The organism is Cupriavidus sp. YAF13 (assembly GCF_052113425.1).
GTDB lineage: Bacteria > Pseudomonadota > Gammaproteobacteria > Burkholderiales > Burkholderiaceae > Cupriavidus.
Window position 1 is genome coordinate 74,172 of the sequence record NZ_JBFRDD010000004.1, and the last position, 25,789, is coordinate 99,960.

Genomic DNA, 25,789 nt, shown 5'->3' on the forward strand with positions numbered 1-25,789 from the left:
TCGTGAGATGACGGTTTTTGGTGTTTGCGCCGGTCGCCCATGAAATCCATCGCCATTGGTTCACCGGCGACCCCGCGCGTGAGATCATGCGCTGGCATGCCCATGAACGCCACGGAGCTTCCCAGGACGCCGACACATTGAACGCCCTCGAAAACCCCTTGAACCTCATTGACGCCCCCGTCGCCGGCAGCACGCGGCGCGCCTGCGGAGCCCGCCGATGGTGATGGCCTGGTTGATCGCGCTTCCCTTGCTGGCAGCGTTGCTGTTGTTGCCGGTGCGGCGTCACGCGCGCTTCCTGGCCGCGCCCATCGTGGTGGGCACGCCGCTGATTGGCCTTGGCTTGCTGCTCAGCGTGCGCAGCGCGGTGTTCGAGGGCCGCGCCATTGCCTGGCGCCAGCCCTGGCTCGAGGACATCGGGCTAAGCCTCAGCCTGCGGCTGGACGGCCTGGCCTACGTGTTTGCGTTGCTGGTGCTGGGCATCGGGTTGCTGGTCATCCTCTATGCGCGCTATTACCTGCCGCGCAGCGAATCCACCGTACGTTTCTTCTCCCTGCTGCTGCTGTTCATGGCGGCGATGCTGGGCGTGGTGCTGTCTGGCAACCTGCTGCTGCTGGCGGTGTTCTGGGAGATGACCAGCATTGTGTCGTTCCTGCTGATCGGCTTCTGGTCCTATCGCTCCGATGCGCGCAAGGGCGCGCGCATGGCGCTGACGGTGACCGGCGGGGGTGGGCTGGCGTTGCTGGCCGGCGTGCTGTTGCTCGGGCATATCTGCGGCAGCATGGAGCTCTCCGTGGTGCTGGCCCAGGCCGGCACCGTGCAGCGCCACCCGCTGTATCCGGCGATGCTGAGCTTGATCCTGCTGGCGGCGTTTACCAAGTCCGCGCAGTTTCCCTTCAGTTTCTGGCTGCCGCACGCGATGGCGGCGCCCACGCCGGTGTCCGCCTACCTGCATTCCGCCACGATGGTCAAGGCTGGTGTCTTCCTGCTGGCGCGGCTGTATCCGGTGCTGGACGGCACCAACTGGTGGTTCTACATGGTCAGCCTCACCGGCCTTGCCACGCTGGTGCTTGGCGCGGGCATGGCCTTGCTGCAGCGGGACCTCAAAGGCCTGCTGGCGTATTCCACCATCAGCCATCTTGGCCTGATCACGCTGCTGTTCGGCCTGGACACGCAGCTGAGCACGGTGGCCGCGCTGTTCCACATCATCAACCATGCGGTGTTCAAGGCGTCACTGTTCATGGCGGCGGGCATCATCGACCATGAAACCGGCACGCGCGACCTGCAACGGCTGCGGGGCCTGCGCCCCTATATGCCGCACACGGCGTTGCTGGCCATCGTGGCGTCGCTTTCGATGGCGGGCGTGCCACTGTTCAACGGCTTCCTGAGCAAGGAGATGTTCTTCGGAGAGACGCTCGCACAGGGCTTGCTGGGCGATTTCAATTGGATCATCCCGGCGGCGGCGACCTTTGCGGGGGCGCTGACGGTCGCGTACTCGCTGCGCTTTATCTACGGCGTGTTCTTTGGCGGCGAGCCGGACGACCTGCCGAACTATCCGCCGCATGAGCCGCCACGCTCCATGAAGATCCCGGTGGAAGTGCTGGTTGCCATCTGCCTTGTGGTCGGGCTGTTCCCGGCGTATACGGTGGGGTCCTTGCTGGCGACTGCCGCCCTGGCCACGCTGGGCGGGCCGCTGCCGGAATACAGCCTCAGCCTGTGGCATGGCGTCAATCTGCCCCTGTTGATGAGCCTGGTCTCAATGGGCTGCGGCGGCGTGCTGTTCTTCTTGCGGCGCAACGCTTTTCATCGAACGCACGCGCGTTTTGCCCACCTGAACGCGCGCGATGCATTCGAGGCCGGCATCGACAGCCTGGCGCGGATGGCCGGCCGCGTCACCGGCGCATTCGAGACCGGCTCGCTGCAAGGCTACCTGGCGTGGATGCTGGCCGCCATGCTGCTGATTCCCGCCATCTTCCTGTCCGACCTGGACACGCTGGCTGGCCCGGTGCCAGCGATCCCGCTCGACCTCCTGACCGTGGCGGGGATGGGTTTGCTGGGGCTGGCGGCGATCGGCGTGGTGATTGCCCACAGGCAACGGCTGACCGCGCTTGTGCTGCTGAGCGCGTGCGGCTTGCTGGTGACGTTGCTGTTCACGCGCTTCTCGGCGCCGGACCTGGCGCTGACGCAGGTCTCGGTCGAGATCGTCACGATCCTGCTGCTGGTGCTGGCCTTGTACTTCCTGCCCGCCGGCCGGCCCGATTCGTCCTCGGTGGGCCGGCATGTGCGCGACGGCTGCCTGGCGCTGGGCGGCGGCACGTTGCTGGCCATCCTGGCCTACGCCGTGATGACCCGCCCTTACGACGCGATCTCCACGTTCTTCCTGGCCAACAGCGTGGAAGGCGGCGGTGGCCACAATGTGGTCAACGTGATCCTGGTGGACTTCCGCGGCTTCGATACGATGGGCGAGATCTGCGTGCTGCTGATCGCCGGCCTGGCGGTGCAGGCGCTGCTCAAGGGCATGCGCCTGACGGCGCCGCCAGCGGGGCCCAACGGGCTGCCGTGGTCGAGCCAGAGCCATCCCTTGCTGCTCGCCATCCTGGCCCGGCTGATGTTGCCGCTGACCATGCTGGTCGCGGTCTTCGTGCTGCTGCGCGGGCACAATCTGCCGGGCGGCGGCTTTATCGCCGCGCTGATCACGGCGGTGGCCTTGCTGCTGCAGTACGTGGCCAGCGGCGTGCTGTGGACCGAGGCGCGTATCACGCTGAACTATCGCGCGCTGGCCGGTAGCGGCATCCTGGTAGCGGGGCTGACCGGCCTGGGCAGCTGGGCATTTGGCTTCCCGTTCCTGACCACGGCCTTCGGCCATTTCCACTTACCGTTGCTGGGAGACATCGAACTGGCGACCGCCATGTTGTTTGACCTTGGCGTTTATTTCACGGTGGTCGGCACGACCTTGCTGATCGTGTCGCACCTCGGCGTGCGCGACAAGCGCATCAATGTCAACGGCAGTGTCAACGGCAGTGTCAATGCGAAGGAGGGGGACTGATGGAAGCCGTCTACGCCGGCACGGTCGGCATCCTGATGGCCTGCGGCATCTACCTGCTGCTGCGTGCGCGCACGTTTTCCGTGGTGGTGGGGCTGGCGCTGATCTCGTACGCCGTGAGCCTGTTCCTGCTGGGGATGGGGCGGCTCTCCACCGGCCGCCCGCCGATCATCGCCACGGGCGCGCAATATGCCGATCCCCTGCCGCAGGGCCTGGTGCTGACAGCCATCGTCATCGGCTTTGCCATGACGGCATTCGCGGTGGTGCTGGCCTTGCGCTCGCTCGGCATCACGGGCAGCGATCATGTGGACGGCAGGGAAGCGGGCCCGGCGCAGGGCGAGCCGCCGGCGGCCGGCACTCCCGGCGCCGACAGGGCGAGCAGCCAATGACCCACAGCCTCCAACTGTCGATTCTCCTGCCCATCCTGCTGCCGATGTTTGCCGGCGGCCTGCTGGTGGCCACGCCGGCGCGCTGGGCCCGGGCCCAGCGCGCGCTGAGCACCGCGGTCACGCTGCTGTTGCTGCCGGTCGCGGCCTGCATGGTCAGCGTGGCGGCCACGGGCGCCATCATGGTCGATCACATCGGGAACTGGCCAGCGCCGTTTGGCATCGTCCTCCAGCTCGACCGGCTGGGCGCCCTGATGCTGTTGCTGACCGCGGTGCTGGGCGCGGCCGCCGTGGTGGCGGCGGGCCGGGGCGATGCGCGCCTCGGGCGGCACTTCCATGCGCTGTTCCAGTTCCAGCTGATGGGGCTGAACGGCGCCTTCCTGGCCGGCGACCTGTTCAATCTCTTCGTCTTCTTCGAGATCCTGCTGATCGCCTCCTATGCCTTGCTGCTGCATGGCGGTGGGCGGGCACGCACCGGCGCCGGGCTGCACTATGTCGTGCTGAACCTGGCGGGATCGGCTTTTTTCCTGATCGCGATCGGCGTGCTGTATGGGCTGAGCGGCACGCTCAACATGGCGCATATGGGCGTGCGGCTGGCCGGCCTGGCGCCGGCCGATGTACCGCTGGCCACGGCGGCGGGCGTCATGCTGATGCTGGTCTTCGCGCTCAAGGCCGCGCTGTTTCCCATGGTTTTCTGGCTGCCCAAGGCCTACGCCAGCGCCACGGGCTCGGCTGCGGCGCTGTTCGCCATCATGACCAAGGTGGGCATCTACGCCATCCTGCGCTGCGCCGCGCTGGTTTTCGATGCGCCGGATGGCATGCTGGGCGTGTTCCTGCATGACTGGGTGTGGTGGCTGGCGCTTGCCACCATGGCGTTCGGCGCCCTCGGCGCGCTGGCCGCCCCGAACCTCAAATCGCTGACCTGCTACCTTGTGCTGGCATCGGTAGGGCTGCTGGCGGCCAGCGTGTCGATGCAGTCAGCGCAAAGCTGGGCGGGCGCGCTGTATTACCTGCTCAGCACCACGCTGTGCACGGCGGCGCTGTTCCTGCTGGCGGACGCGCTGGAGCCGGCGCCGCCTGCCGCCCCGGCGCGCGAGCCGGTGGCGGTGGTCCGTGGCTCGCGGCTGGCCGGCTTGCTGTTCCTGGTCGCGGCGGTGGCGGCGATCGGCCTGCCGCCGTTATCCGGCTTCATCGGCAAGGTCATGGTCATGCGCAGTGCCTCGCTGCCGGCGGCGGCCGTGTTGTGGCCTTGCATCCTGCTGTCCAGCCTGGCGCTGCTGATTGCGGTCAGCCGCACGGGCACGCGCCTGTTGTGGCGCCTGCCCCAGGATCACGATCCGGAGCGCCACGGCGCTTACCAGCGCATTGCGCCCGACGGCTGGAAACTGGGCTGCTGCGCGTTCCTGCTGGCCTGCAGCTTGGCGCTGGTCGTGTGTGCCCGTCCGCTGAGCCAGTATCTTGCCGACACGGCCGCCCAGTTGTTCGACCGTGGCGCGTACCTGCGCGCGGTGCTGCCGTCCGGGGGAGGCTGACATCATGTGGAAACGCATGTTCCCGCATCCTTGGCTCAGCCTGGCGCTGCTGGCGATCTGGCTGCTGCTGACCAATAGCGCATCGCCTGGCAACTGCGCGCTGGGTGCCTTCCTCGGCTGGGCGTTCTCGCTGCGGATCGGGTCGCGGCTCTGGCTGCCGCCGGTGCGGCTGTCTCGTCCCGACCTGATGCTGCGCTTGTTGGTGCATGTGCTCATCGACATCGTGGTGGCCAATGTGGAAGTGGCCATCCTGGTGCTGGGGCCGGTATCCCGGCTGCGCCCGGCCTTTATCCAGCTGCCGATCGATGTCGAGCACGAGCTGGCGCTGGCCGCGCTGATCAGCATCGTGTCGCTCAGCCCTGGCACCTTGTGCGCCGAACTCAGCGACGACCGCCGCCGCCTGCTGGTGCATGTGCTGGATCTTGATGATGAAGCCAGGCTGATCGCGCTGATCAAGACGCGCTACGAGACGCCGTTAAGGGAGATATTCGAATGCTTGCCGTCGTAATACCGATCTCGCTGGCGATCCTTGGCGTTGCCTGCCTGCTGGCCTTTATCCGCCTGGTGCGCGGCCCGGGCCTGCCCGACCGCATCGTGGCGCTCGATACGCTCAATATCAATGCCATCGCGCTGATCGTGGTGTTCGGCATCTGGCTGCGCTCGGCGCTGTTCTTCGAGATTGCGCTGCTGATCGCGGTGATGGGCTTTATCGGCACCGTCGCGCTGACCAAGTACCTGCAGCGCGGCGACATCATCGAACTCAAGTAACCGGCACCGGGAGACCCCATGGATTCGATGAGCCCCGTCGCGGAAATCGCCACCTGCGCGCTGCTGCTGATCGGCAGTGTCTTCACCCTGGTCGGCGCCATCGGCCTCGTCCGGCTGCCGGATTTCTTCATGCGCCTGCACGGCCCGACCAAGTCGACCACGCTTGGCGTTGGCGGCGTGGTGCTGGCGTCGGTGGTGTTCTTCAGCAACCAAGGCGACGGCCTGAGCCTGCATGAGTTGCTGGTTACCGCCTTCCTGTTCCTCACCGCGCCGATCGGCGCCCATATGCTGGCCAAGGCGGCCATGCAGCAGCGGCTGCCGGTGGACCCGCGCACGCGCGGGCGATTGTGGGATGCGCAGGACCGGGAGCGCGGCGAAGCGCCGGCGCAGGGCGTGGAGCCGGCTTCGCCCCGGGACGCTCAGGGCAACTGAGCGTGCAACCTTCGGCTTCTATCCCTGTTCCCACGCACTGCACCATCCCGCGGCAGCAACCTGCTTGTCGCCAAACAGCACGCAGCCGCCCGTTGCCGGGTTGGCGCCCTCCTGGAACAGCTGGCAGTTGGCGCAGGTCTGGCTGGCGGCATGCCTGGGATATTTCGCCTGGTCTACCTTGCGGGTATCCGCCTTGTAGCCCAGCTTGACCGCCTGCGGGTCGGCCTCGTCGAGCGTGGGCGCGGCGGCGTAAGCGCCACGCCAGGCCGGGACGGCGGCAAGGCTTGCGGCAACGGCCACCGGCATTGTTTTCAGGAATTGACGGCGGGAGGACATGGGGTTTCCTTTTTTCTCTGGGCCGGCGGATATTTTGCGGGGTGTTTCGGCATCCGGCCGGGCGATTGTGGCACAGGCGCTGCTGGCCCGTTGCGGGTTGAGGCGGCACCCACCCATCCGAGCGCTTCGCCGTGCCATATCTGTGGCAAACTCGGCGCTGACTTTTTTGTGCCTGCGCCGCTGGCACGCATTCAATCCCAGGCCCTCAAGCCCTTAAGCCCTCAAGCTCTATCAAGCCCATGACCGCGTCCACCAATACCGACACCCTCCGCCAAGCCCTGCAGGCGCCGCTGCCTTTGCAGCTCGCGCCCCTGATGGGCACTGCCTTTGCCGAGGCGGGCGAGGCAGAGCGGTTTGCCATCTATACGGAACCGCCGGAAGCGCCGGGGCGCGATGAGGTGCTCGCTGCGCTGCGCAGCCAGCTCGATGCGCACGCCAGCGACGAGCCGGCCGCTGGCGAAGTCCTCGACAGCGAGGACTGGGAGCCGGGCCAGGCATTCGAGATGGACATGGACACCGATGAGGTTTGCGGCCAGGTCCTGTTCTACCGCCTGATCCTCGCGCGGGACCTGGATCCGGTCGGGTACTGCGCGTTCGAGATCAATGCCGACGAAACCGGCGTGATCTTCGTCACGCTGGTCGAATCGTGGATTCGCCCGCCGTACCAGCCGCTTGGCCTACAGCGCGGCTTTGTGCAACTGCTGGCCAATGCCGTCTACGCCTTGCTGGGCGAGCTGGATGCGCGGCTGCAGGTGGCGGGCGAGCGCAGCGCGTCGTTCGAGGTGTTGCTGGGGCTGGACCAAACGTCCACTACGGGGGCGGCGCTGTTGCAGTCGGTCGCCGAGACGCTGAAGGCGTGGACGGTCGCAGCGGATGCTGCCGGGCGCGAGGCGCTGGGCATTACCAGCGTCCGTGTCTCGGTGCTTCCCGCCAGTTCGGCGGGTTGAGGCGAGGGCGGGGAACGCGCGGTGCCGCGCGGCGGCGTGTCGCATTTGGGCTGCCGCTTGTCGCATCCGGGTTTGGCCCGCCCAGGGCGTCTGAATAGACTCGTTGCTTCCATCCAGGGAGAACGCCATGTCATCTGCGCCACGACTGCCTTACCGATCTTTCCATCGACCTTTCCATCGACCTTTTCTGTCTTACGGAGCCCACGGGGCTTTGGCCGTCATCCTTGCCGCCCTGAGCTTCGGGACGGCCTTTGCGCAGGGCTGGCCTGCCCGGCCCATCACGCTGGTCGTCCCGTTCCCGGCGGCCGGGGGCACCGACCTTGTCATCCGGTCGATCCAGCCGCTGCTGCAAAAGGAACTCGGGCAGCCGGTCGTCATCGACAACCGTAGCGGGGCCGGCGGCACCATCGGCTCGACCTTTGTCGCGCGGGCCACGCCGGATGGCTACACCGCCGGGGTCGTCACCACCAGCTCCACGTGCCGTATCGCGGCGCGGCGCCGGCCTATACCGACCTGATGGGCGGGCAGGTCCAGTTGATGTTCGATAACCCGGTCGGCCTGGCGCCTTACGTGAAAGCGCAGAAGGTCACGGCCATCGCGACGACCGCGCCTACGCCGCTGCTGGCGGACGTGCCGACCTTCGCCAGGCAGGGCATTGCCAACTTCGAGCAGCAGCTCTGGTATGGCGTGGCCTTTCCCAAGGGCACGCCGCTGGCCATCGTCAGCCGCTTCAATGCGGCGCTGAACAAGGTGCTCTCGCAGCGCGATGTGGCGCGCGACCTGGCCACCAAGGGCGTTACCGCTCATCCGGGCACGCCGGCCGAGATGCAGGCAACGGTGAACAAGGACATTCCGTACTGGGGCGCTATTGCCAGATCCGTGGGGGCCACCGTTGAATAAGCCCGCCTCGATCAGCATGCCCACTACGCCCGGCGCGGTCACGGTCATGCGCGTGTTTGTGCGCGGTGCGAACGCGGCCCGTGGCGGCAACCCGGTTCCCCTTGTTGCCGATGCGCGCGGCATGTCCGACGCTGCCATGCAGCAGGTGGCGCTCAGCCATGGACATGAATCCGCCTTTGTCCTGCCGCCGAGCGATAGCCGATTCGACTGGCGCCTGCGCTTCTTTGTCCCGCAGCACGAGATGGAAATGTGCGGGCACGCCACCGTCGGCACGCTCTGGGCGCTGCGCCAATGGAAACGCTGGACCAGCCCCACGGCACGGGTGGAGACCTTGAGCGGCCCGGTCGTCGCCCGGTGGGATGAAGCGCACCAGCGCGCCTGGATCTCGCAGCCGCCCGTCAATCGCCGCGCGCTGTCGGAGCCGGAGCGCCAGCGCGTGGCCGACGTGCTTCGTTTGCCGGCCGGCGCCGCGCACTACGCCATGACCAACGCATCCACCAGCCGGGTCAAGACCCTGGTGGCACTGCCGGATGTGGCGGCGCTCAACCGGTTGCAGCCGGCTTTCGACGCGATGGCAGCGCTGTGCGAGTCGATCGGTTCCACGGGGCTCTATCCGTTTGCGATGGATGCGACGGCGCCGCACGTTGTGCATGCCCGGCAGTTCCCCAAATCCTCTGGCTACCCGGAGGACGCGGCGACGGGCATCGCCGCGGCCGCGCTCTGGGGGCATCTGATTGCGTCGGGCGCGTTTGCCAGCGACGGTGCTGGCTCGCAAGCGGTCACCGTCGTGCAAGGCGAAGCCATGGGCTGCCCGTCCGAGATCCAGGTGAGCCCTCGGTATTCGCCGGAAGGGGGGAGCGATGGTTGCTGGTTAAGCGGCAGCGTGGAATGGGAGGCGCCGTGAGCCATGCATCTCCGGAGGCCCGGCTGGCAGCCGCCGGCTTTGCATTGCCGAGCGCGCCCGTGCTGCGCGGCATGTATGCCCCTTCCTGCATGGTGTCCGGGCAGGAAGGGCGATGGATTGCCATCAGCGGCCAGACCTGCCGGCAAGATGGGATAGCCATCGCGGGCATTTGCCACGGCGAGTACGACGTGGCCGACGCGCGCCTTGCCGCCGAAGTGGCCATGCTGAGGCGCTGCGGGATGCTTGCGGCGGCCAGCTGGACCGGGTGGCACAAGTGATGCGCTTGCGCGGCTTCATTCGTGCATCGGCGGATTTCGCGCACCATCCCGCGGTGCTGGACGCGGCCTCGGCCGTGCTGTGCGTGGCGTTTCCCGGCCAGTTGCTGCCTGCCCGCAGCGCGGTTGGCGTGGCGAGCCTGTCGAGCCATGCCTGGATCGAAATCGAGATCGATGCGTGGGCGCTGGCTGGCTAAACGCGTTGTCGGACGGCTGGCTAACGGGTTTGCTCGCCGGCCGTCCGCAGGAGCCTGGAGAGGTGCCCGCTGGTAGCGAATCCAAGCCGCTCGCTGACCCGGGCCAGTGAATGCCCCTCGCTCAGCAATGCCCTGGCATGCGCTGCCAGCAGCCTGCGCCGGATGCTGACGGGACTGGCGCCGTCCAGGCGGAGGGCCCCGAAATGCCGGCACGCGTGCAGGCTGTCGGGCGGCAGGTACAGCTCCCCGTGTTGTTGGCGGCCCGAGTCCGAGACGGTGAGGTGCGGGGCACAAACGGGAAGCAAGACGGCCGAACCCCGGACCAGCCTTGCGGCGCGGGAGTCCGCGAGGCCTGGGGCGCGATCGGAATCATGGCCTAGCGCCATCCACGCACTCTTGAGCTTGCCCAGGCGCGGCCACAGCAGCATGGCGCAATCGTGCGTATGCCATTCGAAGCGGTAGTCCGGCTGGCGGCTTTCGCGGAACGCGAATCCTTGGGCCGAGATCAGGGCAAGCTTTGAGGAGAGCGGCGCAGTGATGGGCATCGGAACGCGTTGCTGGTGTCGTGGCTTTCGAGCCTTTGCTCAGGTACGGGTGATCGATGCGCCACCATCCACCAGGGATGCGGTACCGGTCACGAAGGCTGAATCGTCGGATGCCAGGTACAGCACCGATCTGGCCAGTTCGTCCGCGCTGGCCACGCGCTTGAGGGCGTGGAGGTTGGTGATAAAGGATTGAGACTCCGCCGTGCTGTTCATGCTGCGGTACATGTCGGTGTCCACCGCCCCCGGCAGTATTGCATTGACACGCACCCCTTGTGGTCCGAACTCGGCGGCCAGCGCCTGGGTCAGGCCGATCAGGCCCGATTTGCTCGCCGCATAAGCTGCCACACCGGGGAACGCAAAGCTGTAGCCGACGAACGTCGAGGTGAAGATGACCGAGCCGCCGCCGTTCTTGAGCATCTGCGCGATCTGGTGCTTGGCGCCGAGGAAGGAACCCGTCAGGTTGATCGCGATGGCGTCATTCCAGCCCGCCTCGGAAACACTGGTGCTGGGACCGGATTCGCCCAGCGTGCCCGCGTTGTTGAACGCGACATCCAGCCTGCCGTAGCGCTCGACCGCCAGCGCAACCAGCGCCTCGGCATAGTTCTCCGCGCGCACATCGCCAGCCAGGGCGGTGGCGTCGCCGCCGGCCGCGCGGATCTGCGTGGCCAGTTTGTCCAGTTCGTCCTGGCGCCGCGCCCCGATGACGACCTTGGCGCCCTGGGCGGCAAACAGCTTCGCCGTGGCGAATCCGATGCCGCCGCTGGCACCGGTGACGATGGCGACCTTTCCGGCCAAGCGTTCCATGGCGTTTCTCCCGTTCGGCGCATGCGGAGGGCTCCGCCTGATTTCGCCTGGTTAAGCGAGTATGGTTGCCAAATGCGATTTCCAACAGGGCCGTATCGCAAAATTCACATAAGCGCATGACGCCATGCCGGCGCTGAAGGCAAGGAAGAATGTGCCCGCTGCCGGGTAAGAAAAGCCTGGCCCGTTTGAAAAGAGTTCCTATATTAGTAAGGCTCAAAGCATGGGGCGCGCTTCAGGCCGCCGCATGTGCACGCACGCGGGCGCCACGCCCACCAGGCGAATCCAGGACGAGGGCGCCACGCGTCCTCAATCCATCGGCACGTCCGTATCGGAGAACCACCATGGCTAACCCGAAGCTCGAGGTATTGACGCCACAGAACAGTCAGTTGATTTTCATTGATCACCAGCCGCAGATGGCCTTCGGCGTGCAATCCATGGACCGGCAGGCCCTCAAGAACAATACGGTCGGATTGGCCAAGGCCGCGAAGATCTTCAATATTCCCACCACGATCACTACCGTGGAGTCCGAGAGCTTTTCGGGCTTCACCTATCCGGAATTGCTCGATGTGTTTCCTGGCAAGACGCTGCTTGAGCGCACGTCGATGAACTCCTGGGATGACCAGAAGGTACGTGACGCGCTCGCGGCGAACGGGCGCAAGAAAGTCGTCGTCTCCGGCTTGTGGACCGAGGTGTGCAACAACAGCTTTGCGCTATGCGCGATGGCCGAGGGCAACTACGAAATCTACATGGTGGCCGACGCCTCGGGCGGCACTTCCAAGGAAGCGCACGACTATGCCATGCAGCGCATGATCCAGGCTGGCGTCGTCCCCGTGACCTGGCAGCAGGTGCTGCTCGAATGGCAGCGCGACTGGGCGCACCGCGACACCTATGACGCCGTGATGAAACTGGTCAAGGAGCATTCCGGCGCTTACGGCATGGGCGTGGACTATGCCTACACGATGGTGCACAAGGCCGAGCAACGGACCACCGACAAGCACGAGGCCCTGCCGGCAGTGCCCGCCCGCTGACTGCGCTTTGCCGAACCGGCGGGTGCCGCTTCGCCGCGGCCCCCGCTGCATGTCGTTGCCATCGACCGGAGCCTCGCCATGGATGCCACCGCCAAGCCCGAACTGATCCTGATGAACGGGCGCTTTGCCACGCTTGACCGCGCCAACCCGCAGGCCGATGCCGTTGCCATCCAGGACGGCAAGTTCGTTGCCGTGGGCACGCGGCAGGATGTGATGGCCCTGGCGCACAGCGGCACCCAGGTGATCGACCTGCATGGCCGCTGCGTTGTGCCGGGGCTGATCGACAGCCATATGCACATCATCCGCGGCGGGCTGAACTACAACATGGAGTTGCGCTGGGATGGCGTGCGCTCGCTGGCCGATGCCATGCGCATGCTCAAGGAGCAAGTGGCGCGCACGCCGGCACCGCAATGGGTGCGCGTGGTGGGCGGCTTTACCGACCAGCAGTTCGCGGAAAGGCGCCTGCCTACCATCGACGAGCTGAACGCGGCCGCGCCGGATACCCCGGTATTCATCCTGCACCTTTACGACCGCGCCATTCTCAATGGCGCCGCCCTGCGTACCGTGGGCTACACCAAGGACACGCCGAATCCGCCGGGCGGCGAGATCGTGCATGATGCCCAGGGCAATCCCACCGGGCTGCTGCTGGCCAAGCCGAATGCGACCATCCTCTATGCGACGCTGGCCAAGGGCCCCAAGCTGCCGCCCGAGTACCAGAAGAATTCCACGCGGCATTTCGTGCGCGAGGTCAACCGGCTTGGCGTCACCGGCGTGATCGATGCCGGCGGCGGCTTCCAGAATTATCCGGAGGACTACAGCATCATCGAGGCCCTGCATGCCGAAGGGCTGCTTACCATCCGGCTGGCTTATAACCTTTTCACGCAGAAGCCCAAGGATGAGCTCAATGATTTCAAGACCTGGGCCGGCAAGGTCAGGCCGGGGCAGGGCGACGACGTCTACCGGCACAACGGCGCCGGGGAAATGCTGGTCTATAGCGCCGCGGACTTCGAGGATTTTCGTGTCGAGCGTCCCGAGATGCCGCCCTCCATGGAGAGCGACCTGGAGCCGGTGATCCGGCTGCTGGCGGAAAACCGCTGGCCATGGCGGCTGCACGCCACCTATGACGAGACCATCTCCCGCGCGCTGGACGTCTATGAAAAGGTGGCAAGGGACGTGCCCTTCGACGGCCTGCACTGGTTCTTCGACCACGCGGAGACCATCACGGACCGCAACATCGACCGCATCGCCGCGCTGGGCGGCGGCATTGCCGTGCAGCACCGCATGGCCTACCAGGGCGAGTACTTCGTCGAGCGCTATGGCGCCAAGGCCGCTGAGAGCACGCCGCCCATCAAGCGCATGCTGGAGCGCGGAGTCAAGGTGGGCGGCGGCACCGATGCCACGCGCGTGGCGTCGTACAACCCCTGGGTGTCGCTGTCCTGGATGGTCACCGGCAAGACCCTGGGCGGACTCTCGCTGTATCCGCAGGCCAACCTGCTTGACCGCGAAGCCGCGTTGCGCCTGTGGACCGAGGCCAATACCTGGTTCTCCTCCGAACAAGGCAAGAAGGGCCAGATCCAGGCCGGGCAGCTGGCCGACCTGGCAGTGCTGTCGAGCGACTATTTCTCCGTGCCGGGCGACGAGATCCAGGACATCACCTCGGTGCTGACCATGCTGGGCGGCAAAGTCGTGTATGGCGATGGCGACTTCGGCAAGCTGGCGCCGCCGCTGCCACCCGCCATGCCAGACTGGGCGCCGGTGCGCGCTTTTGGCGGTTACCAGCCACGCCGAGCGCCGGGCGCGCAGACGCTGGCCGTGACGGCTGGCTGCGGCTGCGCGAGCGCCTGCGGCGTGCACGGCCATGCACACGCGGGTGCGTGGCAGTCCAGCGCGCCGGTGTCGGATTACCGCGGGTTCTGGGGCGCGTTGGGTTGCTCCTGCTGGGCATTCTGATTTCTGATAGCAGGGAACACCTTTTGCTTTTGGCCCGCACCACCATCCTGACCGGCGGCTACTTCCAGGGAGAAGCACCATGAAGCTGTTTCTTGTTTCGTTCGGCGCGGGGATTCTGGTCGGCATCATCTATGCGCTGCTGCAGGTCCGCTCGCCGGCCCCGCCCGCCATTGCCTTGATCGGGCTGCTTGGGATGCTGGTTGGCGAACAGGTGGTGCCTACCGCGAAGCGCTTGATGGCCGGCGAGCCGATCACCGTTGCGTGGTTCCGCTCCGAGTGCGTGCCCAAGATCAGTGGCGCGCCGCCCGCGCCGCCTGCGCCGGCACAGGCGGCGGCAACAGTGGCCAGCACAGGGGACAAGAGCGGCACGTAGTGCCGCTCCACGCGGGGCATGGCGCCAGGGACCTGGACTTATGTCCCGGCTTGCCCTTCTGGCTGGTGGATGCCATCTCGTGCCGCTCGGCTTCGCGCATCGGCTTGGCCATCTTCAGCGCTATGTCGAGCGAGGCTCTTGCCCGAAGCTGCTGCGGGTACGGATCTGTCCGTCCAGTCCGTGAATCAACAACTCGACCTGCTCGCGCTGGGCGTCGCGCGTGCCGGCCGCCACGGCGTCTTCCTGCGACGCGTGATGTGAGTTGGYATACCGCGCGCCCTCCTGGATCACGTCCCATCCGGAACCATGTGGCAAAACGTGGATGTTATGGGCTGTCATGACGATCTCCTGTGGGGGTCTTGCAGATAGCGGCTCACTCCATTCTGGTCCAGTGCCAGCACACGGCTATCGGAGATCGTCTGACTTTAGTCGTTGTGGGCGGGCGGGTCGCCGACCGGATCCGGGTGGATCTGCATGATGGCGTCGCGCTTTTCCAGCAAGTGGCGCTTGAGGATGGCGCCCAGCAGCTTGCCGTCACGCGCCTCCAGTGCCTTGATCATGTCTTCGTGATCATGCACGGCGCGGTCCCACTTGTCGGTCTGGTGGTTGGAGCGAAAGCGCAGCGCCTTCAGGCGGCGGTTGATGCCCTGGTAGGTCTGGCGCAGCGCGGTATTGCGCGCCGCCTCGTTGATGCGGTCGTGGATTTCCTGGTTGCGGCTGTAGTAGCCCGGCAGGTCGTTCTGCACGCGGCAGGCCAGCATCGAATAATGCAGCGCCTTGATCTCGGCCAGTTCGGCCGGCGTGATGCGCTCGCAAGCCAGCTCACCCGAGAAGGCCTCCAGGCCGCTCATCAGCTCGAACGTCTCCCAGACTTCCGCCTCCGTCATGCGCGAGACGCTGGCGCCCCGGTTAGGCGAGATGTCGATCAGGCCCTCCGCCGCCAGCACCTTGAAGGCCTCGCGCAGCGGCGTGCGGGAGATGCCCAGCGTTTCACATAGCTCACGCTCGTTGAGCTTCATGCCCGGGGATAGCACGCCTTCCACGATGAACTTGCGCAGGTGCTCGACTACCGTGTCGTGCAGCCGCTGGCGCTCGACCTTGGGGAGGACCGTGGCAGGGCGCGTGAGGTCGCTGCCAGATGGATTCTGCATTCAAAGTCCTTATCTTTGCGTTTTTCGCATTCTACTGCATCTCTTCGCAGGCACCCAAATTCGGGGTAAACACCCAGTGTTCAGGCCAAAACAGCGCTTGGAAGTGGTGCGTTTCGTCTGCTAAAGTATTTTGAATGCAAAATTCATAATTCACAAAGGAAGGACAATCCATGATCAAACTCGACTTCCACCCCGCCGGCCGCCACTTCCTGCAGATTCCCGGCCCGAGCCCCGTGCCCGACCGGATCCTGCGTGCCATGAGCTACCCGACCATCGACCATCGCGGCCCGGAGTTCGGCGCGCTGGGCCGCAAGGTGCTAGCGGACATCAAGAAGATCTTCAAGACCGAGCAGCCGGTCATCATCTATCCGGCCTCCGGCACCGGCGCCTGGGAGGYCGCGCTGACCAACACGCTGAGCCTCGGCGACACGGTGCTGATGTTCGAGACGGGTCACTTCGCCACACTGTGGAAAAAGATGGCGGAAGCGCTCGGGTTGAAGCCGGAATTCCTCGGGCTGCCGGGCATCGAAGGCTGGCGCCGCGGCGTGCAGGCCGACATGATCGAAGCCCGCCTGCGCGCCGACAGCGCGCACGCCATCAAGGCGGTGTGCGTGGTGCACAACGAGACCTCGACCGGCGTGACCTCCGATATCGCTGCGGTGCGCCGCGCGATCGACGCGGCCGGCCACCCGGCGCTGCTGCTGGTGGACACCATCTCCGGCCTGGCCTCGGCGGACTATCGCCACGACGAGTGGGGCGTGGACGTGACGGTATCGGGCTCGCAGAAAGGGCTGATGCTGCCGCCGGGGATCAGCTTCAATGCGCTGTCGCCCAAGGCCATCGCGGCCAGCAAGGCGGCAAAGCTGCCGCGCGCGTTCTGGGCCTGGGACGAGATCATCGAAGCCAACAAGAACGGCTACTGGCCGTACACCCCGAACACCAATCTGCTCTACGGCCTGTCCGAGGCGCTGGACATGATCCTGGAGGAGGGCCTGGACAACGTCTTCGCGCGGCACCAGCGGCTGGCCGAAGCCACGCGCCGCGCGGTGCGGGCCTGGGGCCTGGAAATCCAGTGCGCGGATGCCTCCGTGTACAGCCCCGTGCTGACGGGCGTGATGATGCCCGACGGCGTGGATGCCGACGCAGTGCGCAAGCGCATCTATGAGCGCTTCGACATGTCGCTGGGACAGGCGCTGGGCAAGATCCGCGGCAAGATGTTCCGTATCGGGCATCTCGGCGACTGCAACGACCTCACGCTGATGGCCACGCTGTCCGGCTGCGAAATGGGGCTGAAGCTCGCCGGCGTGCCGGTGGCGGCCAGCGGGGTCGTGGCGGCGATGGAGTACCTGGCCTCGCATGCGGCTGGCCCGGTGCTGAAGGCCGCGGCATAAGCCAGCGCGGGAGGGCCGGGCGGCCTTCCTGAACCCGCGCAACGCAATAGCAAGCGAACAAGTGCAATCAGGCATGGCTTCACCCCTGGGGTGAGGCCAGGGACAGGTGTTGCCCAATTTTGCCGTTCGGCAGCCATGCCACCGCCTGTGCGCAGCAGCGGGAACCGGCCATAGAGCCGGCCGGCCGCGATGAATTTGCCTCGGCCCCGGCGCCCCGCCGGGCGGGCAGGAACAACACAACGGAGACAAACCATGAAGCGCCTGCGTGCAACCAGCGTCGTGCTGGGGATGCTATGCATCATGTATTTCATCACCTAGCTGGACCGCGTCAATGTGAGTACGGCCGCGGCCGGTTTTGGCCAGGAGTTCAACCTCAGCAAGACCGAAATCGGCCTTGCGATCATCTCGCCGGTGCTCTCGGGCTACCTGATCGACCGCTTCGGCAGCTGGGAGCTGCCGTTTATCGGCAGCATGGTGCTGATGGGCATCGGCGTGATCCTGGCCTTGCGCATGCAGCCAGAGAGCAAGTTCGAAACCGAGCCCGCGGATGCCGCGAAGCCGTTGCGCGCCTGAGCCACGCAGACATGCCAACCGACCCGCAAACCATGCGCCGGCGCTATCCCCATCTCTATTCCTATCCCGAGCAGGAGCTCGCCAGCCGCCGGTTGAGCTGATCCTCGCATGACACGGCGCACCGGCACGGCAACCCCTCCACACAAGCCCTGGCAGAAAGCCATGAACCAATCCTCCTCCCCGATGCTCGTCAAGCCGATCCATCTTGTGCCGTCGCCGGGCCGCGCCGGCCCGGCACTGTCGCCGCTCTCGGCCCGTTTGCGCAAGGAACTGCGCGGCGACGTGTTCTTCGACCGCGCCAACCGGGGCCGCTACGCCACCGATGCCTCGATCTACCAGATCACGCCCATTGGCGTGGTGGTGCCGCGGGACCAGGCGGACCTGCTGCTGGCGCTGGAGATCGCCCGCGACGAAAAAGCCCCGGTGCTGGCACGCGGCGCCGGCACCAGCCAGTGCGGCCAGACGGTTGGCGAGGCGCTGGTGATCGACAACAGCAAGTGGCTGAACAATGTGGTGGATTTCGATCCGGTGGCCGCTACCGTCACGGTTGAGCCAGGCATCGTGCTGGACCACCTCAATGCCTGGCTGAAGCCGCACGGCCTGTGGTTTCCGGTGGATGTATCGACGGGGGCGCAATGCACCATCGGCGGCATGGCCGGCAACAACTCATGCGGCTCGCGCTCCATCGAGTACGGCAACATGGTGCACAACGTGCTGGGCATCGATGCCGTGCTGGCAGATGGCAGCCAATGCCATTTCGGCTCGCTGAAGGCGCCCGTCTCCGATCCGCGCGTGGCGGGCATCCTGAATGGCTTGCAACGCATCGCCACGCGCGAGCGGGACGAGATTGCCGAGCGCGTGCCCAAGGTGCTGCGCCGTGTGGCCGGCTACAACATCGACCTGTTCGCATGCCAGAATCCGCGCGCGTATACCGACGACGGCTACGCCAATCTCTCGCATATCCTCGTGGGTTCGGAGGGCACGCTGGCTTATAGCCGCCAGGTCACGCTGAAGCTGTCTGCGCTGCCGCGGCACAAGGTGCTGGGCGTGGTGAATTTCCCCACGTTCTACCAGGCCATGGACATGACGCAGCATATCGTCAGGCTCAAGCCGGTTGCGGTGGAGCTGGTGGGTCGCACCATGATCGACCTGTCGATGGAGAACCCGGCGTTCCGCCCCGTCATCGAGAGCGCCTTGTCCGGCGAGCCACAGGCCATCCTGCTGGTCGAGTTCGCTGGGGAGGAACACAGCGCGCTGCTGGCGCAGCTCGATGACCTGGCGGCGCTGATGAGCGACCTTGGGCTGCCCGGCTCGGTGGTCAAGATGGCCGACGCCAAGTCGCAGAAGGCGTTGTGGGACGTGCGCAAGGCCGGGCTCAACATCATGATGAGCATGAAGGGCGACGGCAAGCCGGTCTCCTTCATCGAGGATTGCGCCGTGCCGCTGGAGCACCTGGCCGAGTACACCCGCCGGCTTACCGCCGTGTTCCACAAGCACGAGACCGAGGGCACCTGGTATGCCCATGCCAGCGTGGGCACGCTGCATGTGCGCCCGATCCTGGACATGCGGCGCGACGGCGCGGCGCGCATGCGCGAGATCGCCGAGGAAGCGGCGGAGCTGGTGCGCGAGTACAAGGGCGCGTACTCCGGAGAGCACGGCGACGGCCTGTGCCGGGGCGAATGGGTGGCCTGGCAGTACGGCCCGCGCATCAACGCCGCCTTCGGCGAGATCAAGGCGCTGTTCGATCCGGACAACCGCTTCAACCCGGACAAGATCGTACGCCCGCCCAAGATGGACGCGCGCGAGAACTTCCGCTTTGCGCCGGGCTATGCCGCCTTGCCGCTCACGCCGGCGCTCGACTGGTCCGCATGGAACGTCAGCCGTAACCCGCTGACCGGCGAGGAGACGGCGCCCGGCACGGGCACCGACCGCGCCGGCGGCCTGGCCGCGGCGGTGGAGATGTGCAACAACAACGGCCACTGCCGCAAGTTCGATGCGGGCACCATGTGCCCGAGCTATCGCGTGACCAAGGACGAGCAGCACGTCACGCGCGGCCGTGCCAATACGCTGCGGCTGGCCGTGTCGGGGCAGCTGGGCGATGACGGCCTTGCCAGCCCCGAAGTCAAGGAAGCGCTCGATCTGTGCGTCTCCTGCAAAGGCTGCAAGCGCGATTGCCCGACCGGTGTGGACATGGCCAGGTTCAAGATCGAGGCGCGCCATGCCTGGGCCCGGCGGCACGGCATCACCCTGCGCGAGCGCATGGTGGCGTTCATGCCGCGCTATGCGCCCGTGGCGAGCCGCCTTGCCGGGCTGCTAGCGCTGGCCGATAGTATTCCCGGCATCTCCGGCGTGGTGAAGCGGGCCATGGGATTCGCGCCCCAGCGCTCGCTGCCGCGCTTCAAGGCCGCGTTCCTGTCGAAAGCCAAGGCAACGCACCAAGGCGGGGGGGCGCGCGAAGTCATGCTCTTCGTCGATACCTTCAGCAACTACATGGAGCCGGAGAACGCACTGGCGGCGCAGCAGGTGCTGGAGGCGGCGGGCTACACGGTGCATTTCAACCGCCACGAAGGCGAGCGCCCCTTGTGCTGCGGCCGCACCTTTCTAGCTGCGGGGCTGGTGGACCAGGCCAAGGAGGAGGCGCGGCGCCTGCTGGATGCGGTCAAGCCCTATGTCGATCGCGGCATCCCCATCGTCGGCCTGGAGCCTTCGTGCCTGCTGTCCTTGCGCGATGAGTTCCTCAACTATGGCTACGGCGACGAGGCCAGGAAGCTGGCCGCACAAGCCTTCCTGTTCGAGGAGTTCCTGGTGCGCGAGAAGGAAGCCGGCCGCCTCTCGCTCGATCTCGATGCCTTGCAGACGAGCGAGGCCGTGGTGCACGGCCACTGCCACCAGAAGGCATTCGACGCCTTCACCCCGGTGCAGGCCGTGCTGGGCTGGATCCCCGGCCTGAAGGTCTCCCCGGTGGAATCGTCCTGCTGCGGCATGGCGGGCAGCTTTGGCTACGAGGCCGAGCACTACGAGGCGTCCAAGGCCATGGCCGAGCTGTCGCTGCTGCCAGCGGTGCGCAAGCGCGCCGCCAATGCCATCGTGGTGGCCGACGGCACCAGCTGCCGCCACCAGATCCTGGACGGCGCCGACACCGAGGCCATGCACGTGGCGCGTGTGCTGGCGATGGCGCTGAAGCGATAGGGCGGGCCTGAGGCCCGCGCAGTTCACCGTAGTGCCGCTCTGGCAATGCCGCAATCGCTGCCTGAACCTGGGGCGTGGATGCGTTGAAAGCGTCAGATAGGGGCAGGCAAAGTCATCGTGATGCCCCTGCAGCGCGGTGGGTGATTTGGCGCGCCGCCAGTGCGGCCAGCGCGGGCGCCAGGGCAAAGCTGGCAAACAGCCAGGCGGCGGCGGACTGCGCGCCTGCCGTGCCGCCGGGGGTGATGAGCCCGGCTGCATTGGCGACCAGCCCCGCGACCGCCGCGCCGATCGCCATGCCGTAGAGCTGGACCGTGGTGATCGCGGCCGAGGCCATGCCTTCCTCGCCGCGCGGCGCCAGCGTCAATACATGTGTCAGCAGATGCGGCCAGCCGATGCCCACGCCGGCCCCCGCGCCGGCCAGTGCCAGGCCGCTCAGCAGCGTGCGCACCACCGGCGCGAGGCTTGCGCCCGCAGGCACGACCAGCGCCAGTGCGAGCAAGCTAGCCGCGCATAGCACCGGCCCCACGCGCAGCAGGCGCGCCGCGCGCTCGCCGTCCTGGCCGGAGGAGAGCAGCGCGCCCAGGCTCCAGCCGCCCGCCATGGCCGCGGTGAGGTATCCCGCGGCCAGCGGCGTGTGGCCGTGCAAGGTTTGCAGGAAATACGGCACGAAGACCTCGGTGGTGGTGCCAACCAGCAGCAAGGCCACACTGGCGTAAACCGCGCCCAGCGGCGTGCCGGGCTTGGTGCCACCGGTTGGCAGCAATCGCACTGGTGCGCGCCGGTCCCACGCCACCGCCATGGCGCCCAGCACCAGCCCTGCCACCATGCCGGCGGCCTGCCAGGCCATCTCGTCCGACAGGCTGCCCGCGGCCACCGCCAGCACGGAAGCCGCCAGCAACGCGATCTGCACAGCAGGAACGCTTGGCGCCGCGCCCGACGCAGCCGGCTTGCCGTTGGGCCGCAACTGCCCGGCCACCAGCACACCCTGCATCAGCGACACCGGCAGCAGCGCCCAGAACGCCCAGCGCCAATGCCCGACTTGCGCGAACAGCCCGCCGACAGCCGGCCCGCACAACGTGGCGACGCCCCACATGCCCGAGACCAGCGCCACGGCGCGCGGCCACAGCGGCGGGGCAAACACGACGCGGATCAGCGCATAGCTCAGCGCCGCCAGCGTGCCTCCGCCCAGGCCTTGCACGCCGCGGCTGGCCAGCATCCAGGGCATGGACGACGCCAAGGCACAGCCAGCGGAGCCCAGCGCGAACACCGCCAGCGCGGCGATGGACGCGCCGCGCGGGCCCAGCGCGGCCAGCAGGCGCACGGACAATGCCGCGCCGACGATGGAGGCCACGACGAAGAGGGTGGTGTTCCAGGCGTACCAGTCGAGCCCGCCGATGTCCTGCACCACCGATGGCAGCACGGTGGTGACAATGTGAACGTTGATGGCATGGAGCGCCACGCCGCCGGTCAGGGCCAGGGCGAGCAGCCCGTTCTTTGCGCGCAGCAGGTTGCGCCAGGTGCCGGTAGCGGCTTGGTCAGGAGACATTGAGAGAGGGGCGACAGGCTGGCTGTCATTGCCTTATTATCCAAATTAATTCTTGGATAATAAGGTGCCGCCTTCAATTACACAAGTATGTGCTTTGTAAATTCGGGCAAACGGGAGGCCCCCCCTTGCCGGCGTCGGCGTCCTACCGCAAGCCCGCGGCCCAATCCACCGCCGCGTCGAAGAGCTGCTGCCCCGGCGCCGCAAGGTTGCTGAACGTGTCGTTGTCTAGGAAGAACATGACGCGGCGTGCCGGGGCGATCGATTCATAGTCCATCGTCGCGCCCTTTTCGTAGGCGAAGATGGCGGCCTTCTCGGGCTGGCCATATAGCGTGGCGATGATGCTGGCACCCAGGCCGGGCTTGCCCCAGCTCATGCCGGCCTGGCGGTTGTAGACGCTGATCGCTCCGGCCGGCAGGCCCGCTGCCATGGGGTGCGGCGCATTGACCAGCCACACATAGCGCTCCTTCGGCGCCTCGCCAAAGTCCACATCGTGGCGCTTGCCGGTCATGGCGAGGTCGTCCAGCAAGTCGTTCTCCCAGGTCAGTAGCGGCTTGGGCAACTGGCGCCATCCGGCCGCGACGCGCTTGGCTGAGATGGTGGACGACATGACGATGAGATCCGCGTCGCGCGCTGCGTCGGGCGATTGATCCTGCTCAATCAGGCTGACCGCGTAGCCGCGTGCTTCCAGGTGCGATTTGATCTTCTGGTCGACGGGCATGTCGGGCCCTGCGGCCTGGACGATCAACGCGATCCTCTTGCCTTGCCCGTTGGGCTGCGCGGCGTGGGCGGACATGCCGGCACCGCAGGCGGCCACCAGCACGGCGGCGATCGCCGCGCGGAGCGCTCTGGCCATGACGCTGGCGCAGGCAGTGGGGCGGTAGTTGTCGAGGTGCATGGTGTCAGTCTTGCTCATCGGGTAATCGGGTAATCGGGTAATCGTAATCGGTGGCTCAGAATTCAAAGGTGGACAGGAGCGTGACCTGACGCGCATCGCCCACGGATACGAAGTACTTGTTGACGCTGGACGGGTAGTAGGTGCGGTTGAAGAGGTTCTTCACGTTGAGCTGGAACCTGAGCTTGCGCTGCCCGATCTTGGTCTCGTAGGTGGCGAAAGCGTCGGCCACGGTATAGGCCGGCAGCGTGAAGCTGTTGGCCGAATCGCCCGGGCGGTTGCCAACATAGTGCGCGCCCGCGCCCAGGCGCAGCTTGTCGCCGCCAAAGATCTGGCCGAAATCGTAGACGGCTGACAGGGACGCCGTGTGCTGCGCCACATTCCACAGGCGATTGCCCGCGTACAAGGGATCCTCGGTGGTCTTGGCGTCGATATAGGCGTAGCTGCCGATCAGGTTCCAGTGCTCGCCGATCTGKCCGGCCACGTCSAGCTCGATCCCGCGCGASCGCGCGCGGCCGGAGGTGCGCCAGTCGGTCAGCCGGGTCACGTCGTTGTACTGGGACACCAGCACGTTCTTCTTGTCGATATTGAAGAACGCCAGCGAGCCGGTCATGCTGCCCGGAAGGTCCAGCTTGGTGCCCAGTTCCCACGATCGGGCCTCTTCCGGCAGCACGCCCGAGTCGATCACCACGCCGGAGCTGAGCGGCGCGATGGTCGAGGTTGGCTTGAGGGACTGGGTGTAGCTGCCATACAGCGACACGGCCTTGGTCCATTTGTAGACCAGGCCGGCGCGCGGCAGCCATTTGTTGCCGTTGATGTCGGTGTTGACGTTGAACGGACGGCCGCGTCCGGCGACCTGGCTGTATGACAGGAAGCGGGCGCCGCCCACCAGGATCCATTTCTCGCTCAGGTGCAGGCTGTCCTGGAAGAACAACGAGGTGTCGTGCAGCGTGTCCGTCTGGTCGCTGTCGCTCGCCGAGACCGTGCTGGATGGCGACTCCAGGCCGTAGACCGGGTTCAGGTAGTTGAAGGTGCGGGTGGTGTTCTGGCGCAGCAGGTCCGCGCGGTAGATCCTGCGGTACTCGCTGTCGACACCGACCTGCAGGTCGTTGCGCAGCCCGGCCACGGTGAAGTTGCCATCCACATAGGCAATGCCGTAGCTGTCCGTGCTCAAGGCGCCATGGGTGGCGTCGTTGCTGCGCGACAGCACGCCGGTGGTGGCGTTGACCCCGAACACGCGCAACTGGTTGGCGTCGTAGCTCTCGCGGTTGTAGCTGTACCCGAAGTGTCCTTTCCAGTCGGCATTGAACTGGTGGTCGACCGCCAGCTGCACCAGGTGGGACTGCCCGTCCATGCTGTTGAACGGCTCATCCAGCCGGCGCCGGCTGGGGATGGCAAGGGGCTCGTTGGTCTTCGGGTCGATGGCCGTGCCGCGATCGAACGGATACAGGAACTTGCGGTATTCGTAGGACAGGACCACCTGCGTGTCCTTGCCGTACCAGGCCAGCGAGGGCGCTACCAGCGTCTCGCGATGCTCGCCGAAGTTGCGCCAGTATTGCTCGTTGACCTGGTCCACCACCAGCCGATAAGCCAGGCCCGAGGTACCGATGGGGCCGGTGGAATCCAGCGTGGCGCCCGCGCCGTTCTTGCCGTGGCCATAAGTGGAGCCGAGCACGGAGATGGCGTTGTATTGCTGCAGCATGGGCCGCTTGCTGACGATATTGATCACGCCGCCCGGATCCATGATGCCGTACAGCAGCGAAGACGGGCCCTTGAGCACCTCCACGCTGTCGGCCGCCGCGTTGAGCCCGCGGCCCTGAATCAGCGGCATGCCGTTGTGCATCACCGAGCCGTCGCGATTGCCGCCAAAGCCACGCTTCATGATGGTGTCCTGCGTGCCGGCCAGCGTATTGCCTTGGGTGATGCCGCTGACGTTGCCGAGCGCGTCGTCCAGGTTGCGGGGGCGCTGATCGCGAAGCGCCTGCGCCGGCACCACGTTCACTACCTGCGGGGCGTCGAGCAACGGCGTGTCAGAGCGCATCACGGATGCCGTGGGCGCAGGGCGGTAGCTGTCTTCACGGGCAGCATCGGCGCGCACGGTGACCGGCGGCAGGGCGGCCTCATGGCCGCTCGCGGCAGGTGCCGTTGCCGAGGGCTCGATGCGCCTGACCAGCGCATAGCCGCCATTGGCCTGCGCCACGGCGGCCAGGCCGGTGCCTTGCAGCAGTTGGGCCAGCGCATCCGGCACGTTATAGCGGCCGTGCAAGCCCTTGCTTTGCAGGCCGGCGGTGGTTTCCGTGGGGAAGGCAAGCAAGATGCCGGCTTCGCGTCCCAGGCGGTTGAGCGCGCCCTCCAGCGGGCCGGCGGGGATGTCGTAAGCCCTGGCAGCGGCTGGCGCCCCAGGTGCGTCCGCCGCCCACGCCATGCCGGGAAGCAGGCTGGCCGTGGTGAGGCCCATGGCGAGCGCGGCGTGCCCGATGGCGGACGCTAGCGTCTGCCGCTTGAGGCGGCCGAAGACGCCGGCGTTTTGATGAGGTTCCATATTCGATGGCTCGGTGGAGGATGGAAGATGTGGTGCGCTTACCTCCTATGTCACGCGAGAATCAAGAACAGACCACCTCCGGCAAAGA

At 66.6% G+C, this 25,789-nt stretch carries 25 protein-coding genes and 1 pseudogene; 18 read left to right on the forward strand and 8 right to left on the reverse strand.

What is annotated here, in order from left to right; genetic code table 11:
* Positions 1-217 precede the first annotated feature (217 nt).
* The 6 genes from AB4061_RS05335 to AB4061_RS05360 are packed head-to-tail and all read left to right on the forward strand — an operon-like array spanning position 218 to position 6,158.
* The gene (locus AB4061_RS05335) at positions 218-3,043 is read left to right on the forward strand and encodes a monovalent cation/H+ antiporter subunit A (RefSeq protein WP_441631598.1); all 2,826 of its coding nucleotides are present in this window, start codon (positions 218-220) and stop codon (positions 3,041-3,043) included.
* The gene (locus AB4061_RS05340; RefSeq protein WP_441631600.1) at positions 3,043-3,429 is read left to right on the forward strand and encodes a Na+/H+ antiporter subunit C; all 387 of its coding nucleotides are present in this window, start codon (positions 3,043-3,045) and stop codon (positions 3,427-3,429) included. The genes AB4061_RS05335 and AB4061_RS05340 overlap by 1 nt, the downstream gene beginning before the upstream one ends.
* Positions 3,426-4,958: a monovalent cation/H+ antiporter subunit D gene (locus tag AB4061_RS05345; RefSeq protein WP_441631602.1), complete on the forward strand. Its 1,533-nt coding sequence runs from the start codon at positions 3,426-3,428 to the stop codon at positions 4,956-4,958. Before AB4061_RS05340 ends, AB4061_RS05345 begins: the two co-directional genes overlap by 4 nt.
* Positions 4,959-4,962: 4 nt before the next feature.
* The gene (locus tag AB4061_RS05350; RefSeq protein WP_441631604.1) at positions 4,963-5,466 is read left to right on the forward strand and encodes a Na+/H+ antiporter subunit E; all 504 of its coding nucleotides are present in this window, start codon (positions 4,963-4,965) and stop codon (positions 5,464-5,466) included.
* On the forward strand, positions 5,451-5,726 hold the full coding sequence (locus tag AB4061_RS05355) for a K+/H+ antiporter subunit F (RefSeq protein ID WP_441631606.1): 276 nt from the start codon (positions 5,451-5,453) through the stop codon (positions 5,724-5,726). Before AB4061_RS05350 ends, AB4061_RS05355 begins: the two co-directional genes overlap by 16 nt.
* A gap of 27 nt (positions 5,727-5,753) precedes the next feature.
* On the forward strand, positions 5,754-6,158 hold the full coding sequence (locus AB4061_RS05360) for a Na+/H+ antiporter subunit G (RefSeq protein WP_441631829.1): 405 nt from the start codon (positions 5,754-5,756) through the stop codon (positions 6,156-6,158).
* Between the two features lie 18 nt (positions 6,159-6,176).
* On the opposite strand, the gene AB4061_RS05365 is transcribed toward AB4061_RS05360, so the two are convergent.
* Positions 6,177-6,494, reverse strand: coding sequence for a high-potential iron-sulfur protein (locus tag AB4061_RS05365; RefSeq protein ID WP_441631608.1), 318 nt, complete (start codon positions 6,492-6,494; stop codon positions 6,177-6,179).
* A 239-nt stretch (positions 6,495-6,733) separates the two neighbouring features.
* Between AB4061_RS05365 and AB4061_RS05370 the strand changes: the two genes are divergently transcribed.
* The 6 genes from AB4061_RS05370 to AB4061_RS05395 all read left to right on the forward strand — a co-directional run bounded on the left by AB4061_RS05370 (position 6,734) and on the right by AB4061_RS05395 (position 9,717).
* Entirely contained in the window at positions 6,734-7,441 is a 708-nt protein-coding gene (locus AB4061_RS05370) for a hypothetical protein (RefSeq protein WP_441631610.1), read from the forward strand.
* 211 nt (positions 7,442-7,652) lie between these two features.
* Positions 7,653-7,958 (forward strand): Bug family tripartite tricarboxylate transporter substrate binding protein, encoded by a 306-nt coding sequence (locus AB4061_RS05375; protein WP_441631612.1) that lies wholly within the window; start codon positions 7,653-7,655, stop codon positions 7,956-7,958.
* On the forward strand, positions 7,919-8,341 hold the full coding sequence (locus AB4061_RS05380) for a tripartite tricarboxylate transporter substrate-binding protein (protein ID WP_441631614.1): 423 nt from the start codon (positions 7,919-7,921) through the stop codon (positions 8,339-8,341). The genes AB4061_RS05375 and AB4061_RS05380 overlap by 40 nt, the downstream gene beginning before the upstream one ends.
* A gap of 16 nt (positions 8,342-8,357) precedes the next feature.
* Positions 8,358-9,245, forward strand: a complete 888-nt coding sequence (locus AB4061_RS05385; protein WP_441631616.1) for a PhzF family phenazine biosynthesis protein — start codon at positions 8,358-8,360, stop codon at positions 9,243-9,245.
* The gene (locus AB4061_RS05390) at positions 9,242-9,523 is read left to right on the forward strand and encodes a hypothetical protein (protein WP_441631618.1); all 282 of its coding nucleotides are present in this window, start codon (positions 9,242-9,244) and stop codon (positions 9,521-9,523) included. The genes AB4061_RS05385 and AB4061_RS05390 overlap by 4 nt, the downstream gene beginning before the upstream one ends.
* A gap of 5 nt (positions 9,524-9,528) precedes the next feature.
* The gene (locus AB4061_RS05395; RefSeq protein WP_441631620.1) at positions 9,529-9,717 is read left to right on the forward strand and encodes a hypothetical protein; all 189 of its coding nucleotides are present in this window, start codon (positions 9,529-9,531) and stop codon (positions 9,715-9,717) included.
* A gap of 20 nt (positions 9,718-9,737) precedes the next feature.
* Here AB4061_RS05395 and AB4061_RS05400 read toward each other — a convergent pair whose 3' ends face one another.
* Together AB4061_RS05400 and AB4061_RS05405 are read right to left on the reverse strand one after the other, a co-directional pair.
* Positions 9,738-10,262 (reverse strand): hypothetical protein, encoded by a 525-nt coding sequence (locus tag AB4061_RS05400; protein ID WP_441631622.1) that lies wholly within the window; start codon positions 10,260-10,262, stop codon positions 9,738-9,740.
* Between the two features lie 39 nt (positions 10,263-10,301).
* Positions 10,302-11,066, reverse strand: coding sequence for an SDR family oxidoreductase (locus tag AB4061_RS05405; RefSeq protein WP_441631624.1), 765 nt, complete (start codon positions 11,064-11,066; stop codon positions 10,302-10,304).
* Positions 11,067-11,407: 341 nt separating this feature from the next.
* Here AB4061_RS05405 and AB4061_RS05410 point away from each other — a divergent pair, with 341 nt between their 5' ends.
* The 3 genes from AB4061_RS05410 to AB4061_RS05420 all read left to right on the forward strand — a co-directional run bounded on the left by AB4061_RS05410 (position 11,408) and on the right by AB4061_RS05420 (position 14,417).
* On the forward strand, positions 11,408-12,094 hold the full coding sequence (locus tag AB4061_RS05410; protein WP_441631626.1) for a hydrolase: 687 nt from the start codon (positions 11,408-11,410) through the stop codon (positions 12,092-12,094).
* Between the two features lie 78 nt (positions 12,095-12,172).
* Positions 12,173-14,044, forward strand: a complete 1,872-nt coding sequence (locus AB4061_RS05415; protein WP_441631628.1) for an amidohydrolase — start codon at positions 12,173-12,175, stop codon at positions 14,042-14,044.
* A gap of 79 nt (positions 14,045-14,123) precedes the next feature.
* Positions 14,124-14,417: a XapX domain-containing protein gene (locus tag AB4061_RS05420; RefSeq protein WP_441631630.1), complete on the forward strand. Its 294-nt coding sequence runs from the start codon at positions 14,124-14,126 to the stop codon at positions 14,415-14,417.
* A 120-nt stretch (positions 14,418-14,537) separates the two neighbouring features.
* Here AB4061_RS05420 and AB4061_RS05425 read toward each other — a convergent pair whose 3' ends face one another.
* Positions 14,538-14,756 carry a DUF2188 domain-containing protein gene (locus tag AB4061_RS05425; RefSeq protein WP_441631632.1) on the reverse strand — a complete coding sequence of 73 codons (219 nt, stop codon included), beginning with the start codon at positions 14,754-14,756 and terminating at the stop codon, positions 14,538-14,540.
* Positions 14,757-14,842: 86 nt separating this feature from the next.
* Positions 14,843-15,568: a GntR family transcriptional regulator gene (locus AB4061_RS05430; RefSeq protein ID WP_441631634.1), complete on the reverse strand. Its 726-nt coding sequence runs from the start codon at positions 15,566-15,568 to the stop codon at positions 14,843-14,845.
* A gap of 170 nt (positions 15,569-15,738) precedes the next feature.
* Between AB4061_RS05430 and AB4061_RS05435 the strand changes: the two genes are divergently transcribed.
* The 3 genes and pseudogenes from AB4061_RS05435 to AB4061_RS05445 all read left to right on the forward strand — a co-directional run bounded on the left by AB4061_RS05435 (position 15,739) and on the right by AB4061_RS05445 (position 20,721).
* Positions 15,739-16,959, forward strand: a complete 1,221-nt coding sequence (locus AB4061_RS05435; RefSeq protein WP_441631636.1) for a pyridoxal-phosphate-dependent aminotransferase family protein — start codon at positions 15,739-15,741, stop codon at positions 16,957-16,959.
* 396 nt (positions 16,960-17,355) lie between these two features.
* A pseudogene (locus AB4061_RS05440) lies at positions 17,356-17,532 on the forward strand (MFS transporter); the annotation flags it as partial.
* Positions 17,533-17,694: 162 nt separating this feature from the next.
* Positions 17,695-20,721, forward strand: coding sequence for an FAD-binding and (Fe-S)-binding domain-containing protein (locus AB4061_RS05445; protein ID WP_441631638.1), 3,027 nt, complete (start codon positions 17,695-17,697; stop codon positions 20,719-20,721).
* A gap of 112 nt (positions 20,722-20,833) precedes the next feature.
* Here the strand turns inward: AB4061_RS05445 and AB4061_RS05450 are convergent, their stop codons facing one another.
* From AB4061_RS05450 to AB4061_RS05460, 3 genes are all read right to left on the reverse strand, one after another.
* Complete coding sequence (locus AB4061_RS05450) at positions 20,834-22,267, reverse strand: MFS transporter (protein ID WP_441631640.1); 1,434 nt, start codon at positions 22,265-22,267, stop codon at positions 20,834-20,836.
* A gap of 142 nt (positions 22,268-22,409) precedes the next feature.
* Positions 22,410-23,162 (reverse strand): hypothetical protein, encoded by a 753-nt coding sequence (locus AB4061_RS05455; protein ID WP_441631831.1) that lies wholly within the window; start codon positions 23,160-23,162, stop codon positions 22,410-22,412.
* A 55-nt stretch (positions 23,163-23,217) separates the two neighbouring features.
* The gene (locus AB4061_RS05460; protein ID WP_441631642.1) at positions 23,218-25,701 is read right to left on the reverse strand and encodes a TonB-dependent siderophore receptor; all 2,484 of its coding nucleotides are present in this window, start codon (positions 25,699-25,701) and stop codon (positions 23,218-23,220) included.
* Positions 25,702-25,789: the final 88 nt, after the last annotated feature.

Excerpts from the sequence above, each read along its gene's own strand:
- AB4061_RS05335 (WP_441631598.1), top strand. The coding sequence starts at position 218 with ATGGTGATGGCCTGGTTGATCGCGCTTCCCTTGCTGGCAGCGTTGCTG.
- AB4061_RS05340 (WP_441631600.1), top strand. The coding sequence starts at position 3,043 with ATGGAAGCCGTCTACGCCGGCACGGTCGGCATCCTGATGGCCTGCGGC.
- AB4061_RS05345 (WP_441631602.1), top strand. The coding sequence starts at position 3,426 with ATGACCCACAGCCTCCAACTGTCGATTCTCCTGCCCATCCTGCTGCCG.
- AB4061_RS05350 (WP_441631604.1), top strand. The coding sequence starts at position 4,963 with ATGTGGAAACGCATGTTCCCGCATCCTTGGCTCAGCCTGGCGCTGCTG.
- AB4061_RS05355 (WP_441631606.1), top strand. The coding sequence starts at position 5,451 with ATGCTTGCCGTCGTAATACCGATCTCGCTGGCGATCCTTGGCGTTGCC.
- AB4061_RS05360 (WP_441631829.1), top strand. The coding sequence starts at position 5,754 with ATGAGCCCCGTCGCGGAAATCGCCACCTGCGCGCTGCTGCTGATCGGC.
- AB4061_RS05365 (WP_441631608.1), bottom strand. The coding sequence starts at position 6,494 with ATGTCCTCCCGCCGTCAATTCCTGAAAACAATGCCGGTGGCCGTTGCC.
- AB4061_RS05370 (WP_441631610.1), top strand. The coding sequence starts at position 6,734 with ATGACCGCGTCCACCAATACCGACACCCTCCGCCAAGCCCTGCAGGCG.
- AB4061_RS05385 (WP_441631616.1), top strand. The coding sequence starts at position 8,358 with ATGCCCACTACGCCCGGCGCGGTCACGGTCATGCGCGTGTTTGTGCGC.
- AB4061_RS05400 (WP_441631622.1), bottom strand. The coding sequence starts at position 10,262 with ATGCCCATCACTGCGCCGCTCTCCTCAAAGCTTGCCCTGATCTCGGCC.
- AB4061_RS05405 (WP_441631624.1), bottom strand. The coding sequence starts at position 11,066 with ATGGAACGCTTGGCCGGAAAGGTCGCCATCGTCACCGGTGCCAGCGGC.
- AB4061_RS05410 (WP_441631626.1), top strand. The coding sequence starts at position 11,408 with ATGGCTAACCCGAAGCTCGAGGTATTGACGCCACAGAACAGTCAGTTG.
- AB4061_RS05415 (WP_441631628.1), top strand. The coding sequence starts at position 12,173 with ATGGATGCCACCGCCAAGCCCGAACTGATCCTGATGAACGGGCGCTTT.
- AB4061_RS05420 (WP_441631630.1), top strand. The coding sequence starts at position 14,124 with ATGAAGCTGTTTCTTGTTTCGTTCGGCGCGGGGATTCTGGTCGGCATC.
- AB4061_RS05430 (WP_441631634.1), bottom strand. The coding sequence starts at position 15,568 with ATGCAGAATCCATCTGGCAGCGACCTCACGCGCCCTGCCACGGTCCTC.
- AB4061_RS05445 (WP_441631638.1), top strand. The coding sequence starts at position 17,695 with ATGAACCAATCCTCCTCCCCGATGCTCGTCAAGCCGATCCATCTTGTG.
- AB4061_RS05450 (WP_441631640.1), bottom strand. The coding sequence starts at position 22,267 with ATGTCTCCTGACCAAGCCGCTACCGGCACCTGGCGCAACCTGCTGCGC.
- AB4061_RS05455 (WP_441631831.1), bottom strand. The coding sequence starts at position 23,162 with ATGCACCTCGACAACTACCGCCCCACTGCCTGCGCCAGCGTCATGGCC.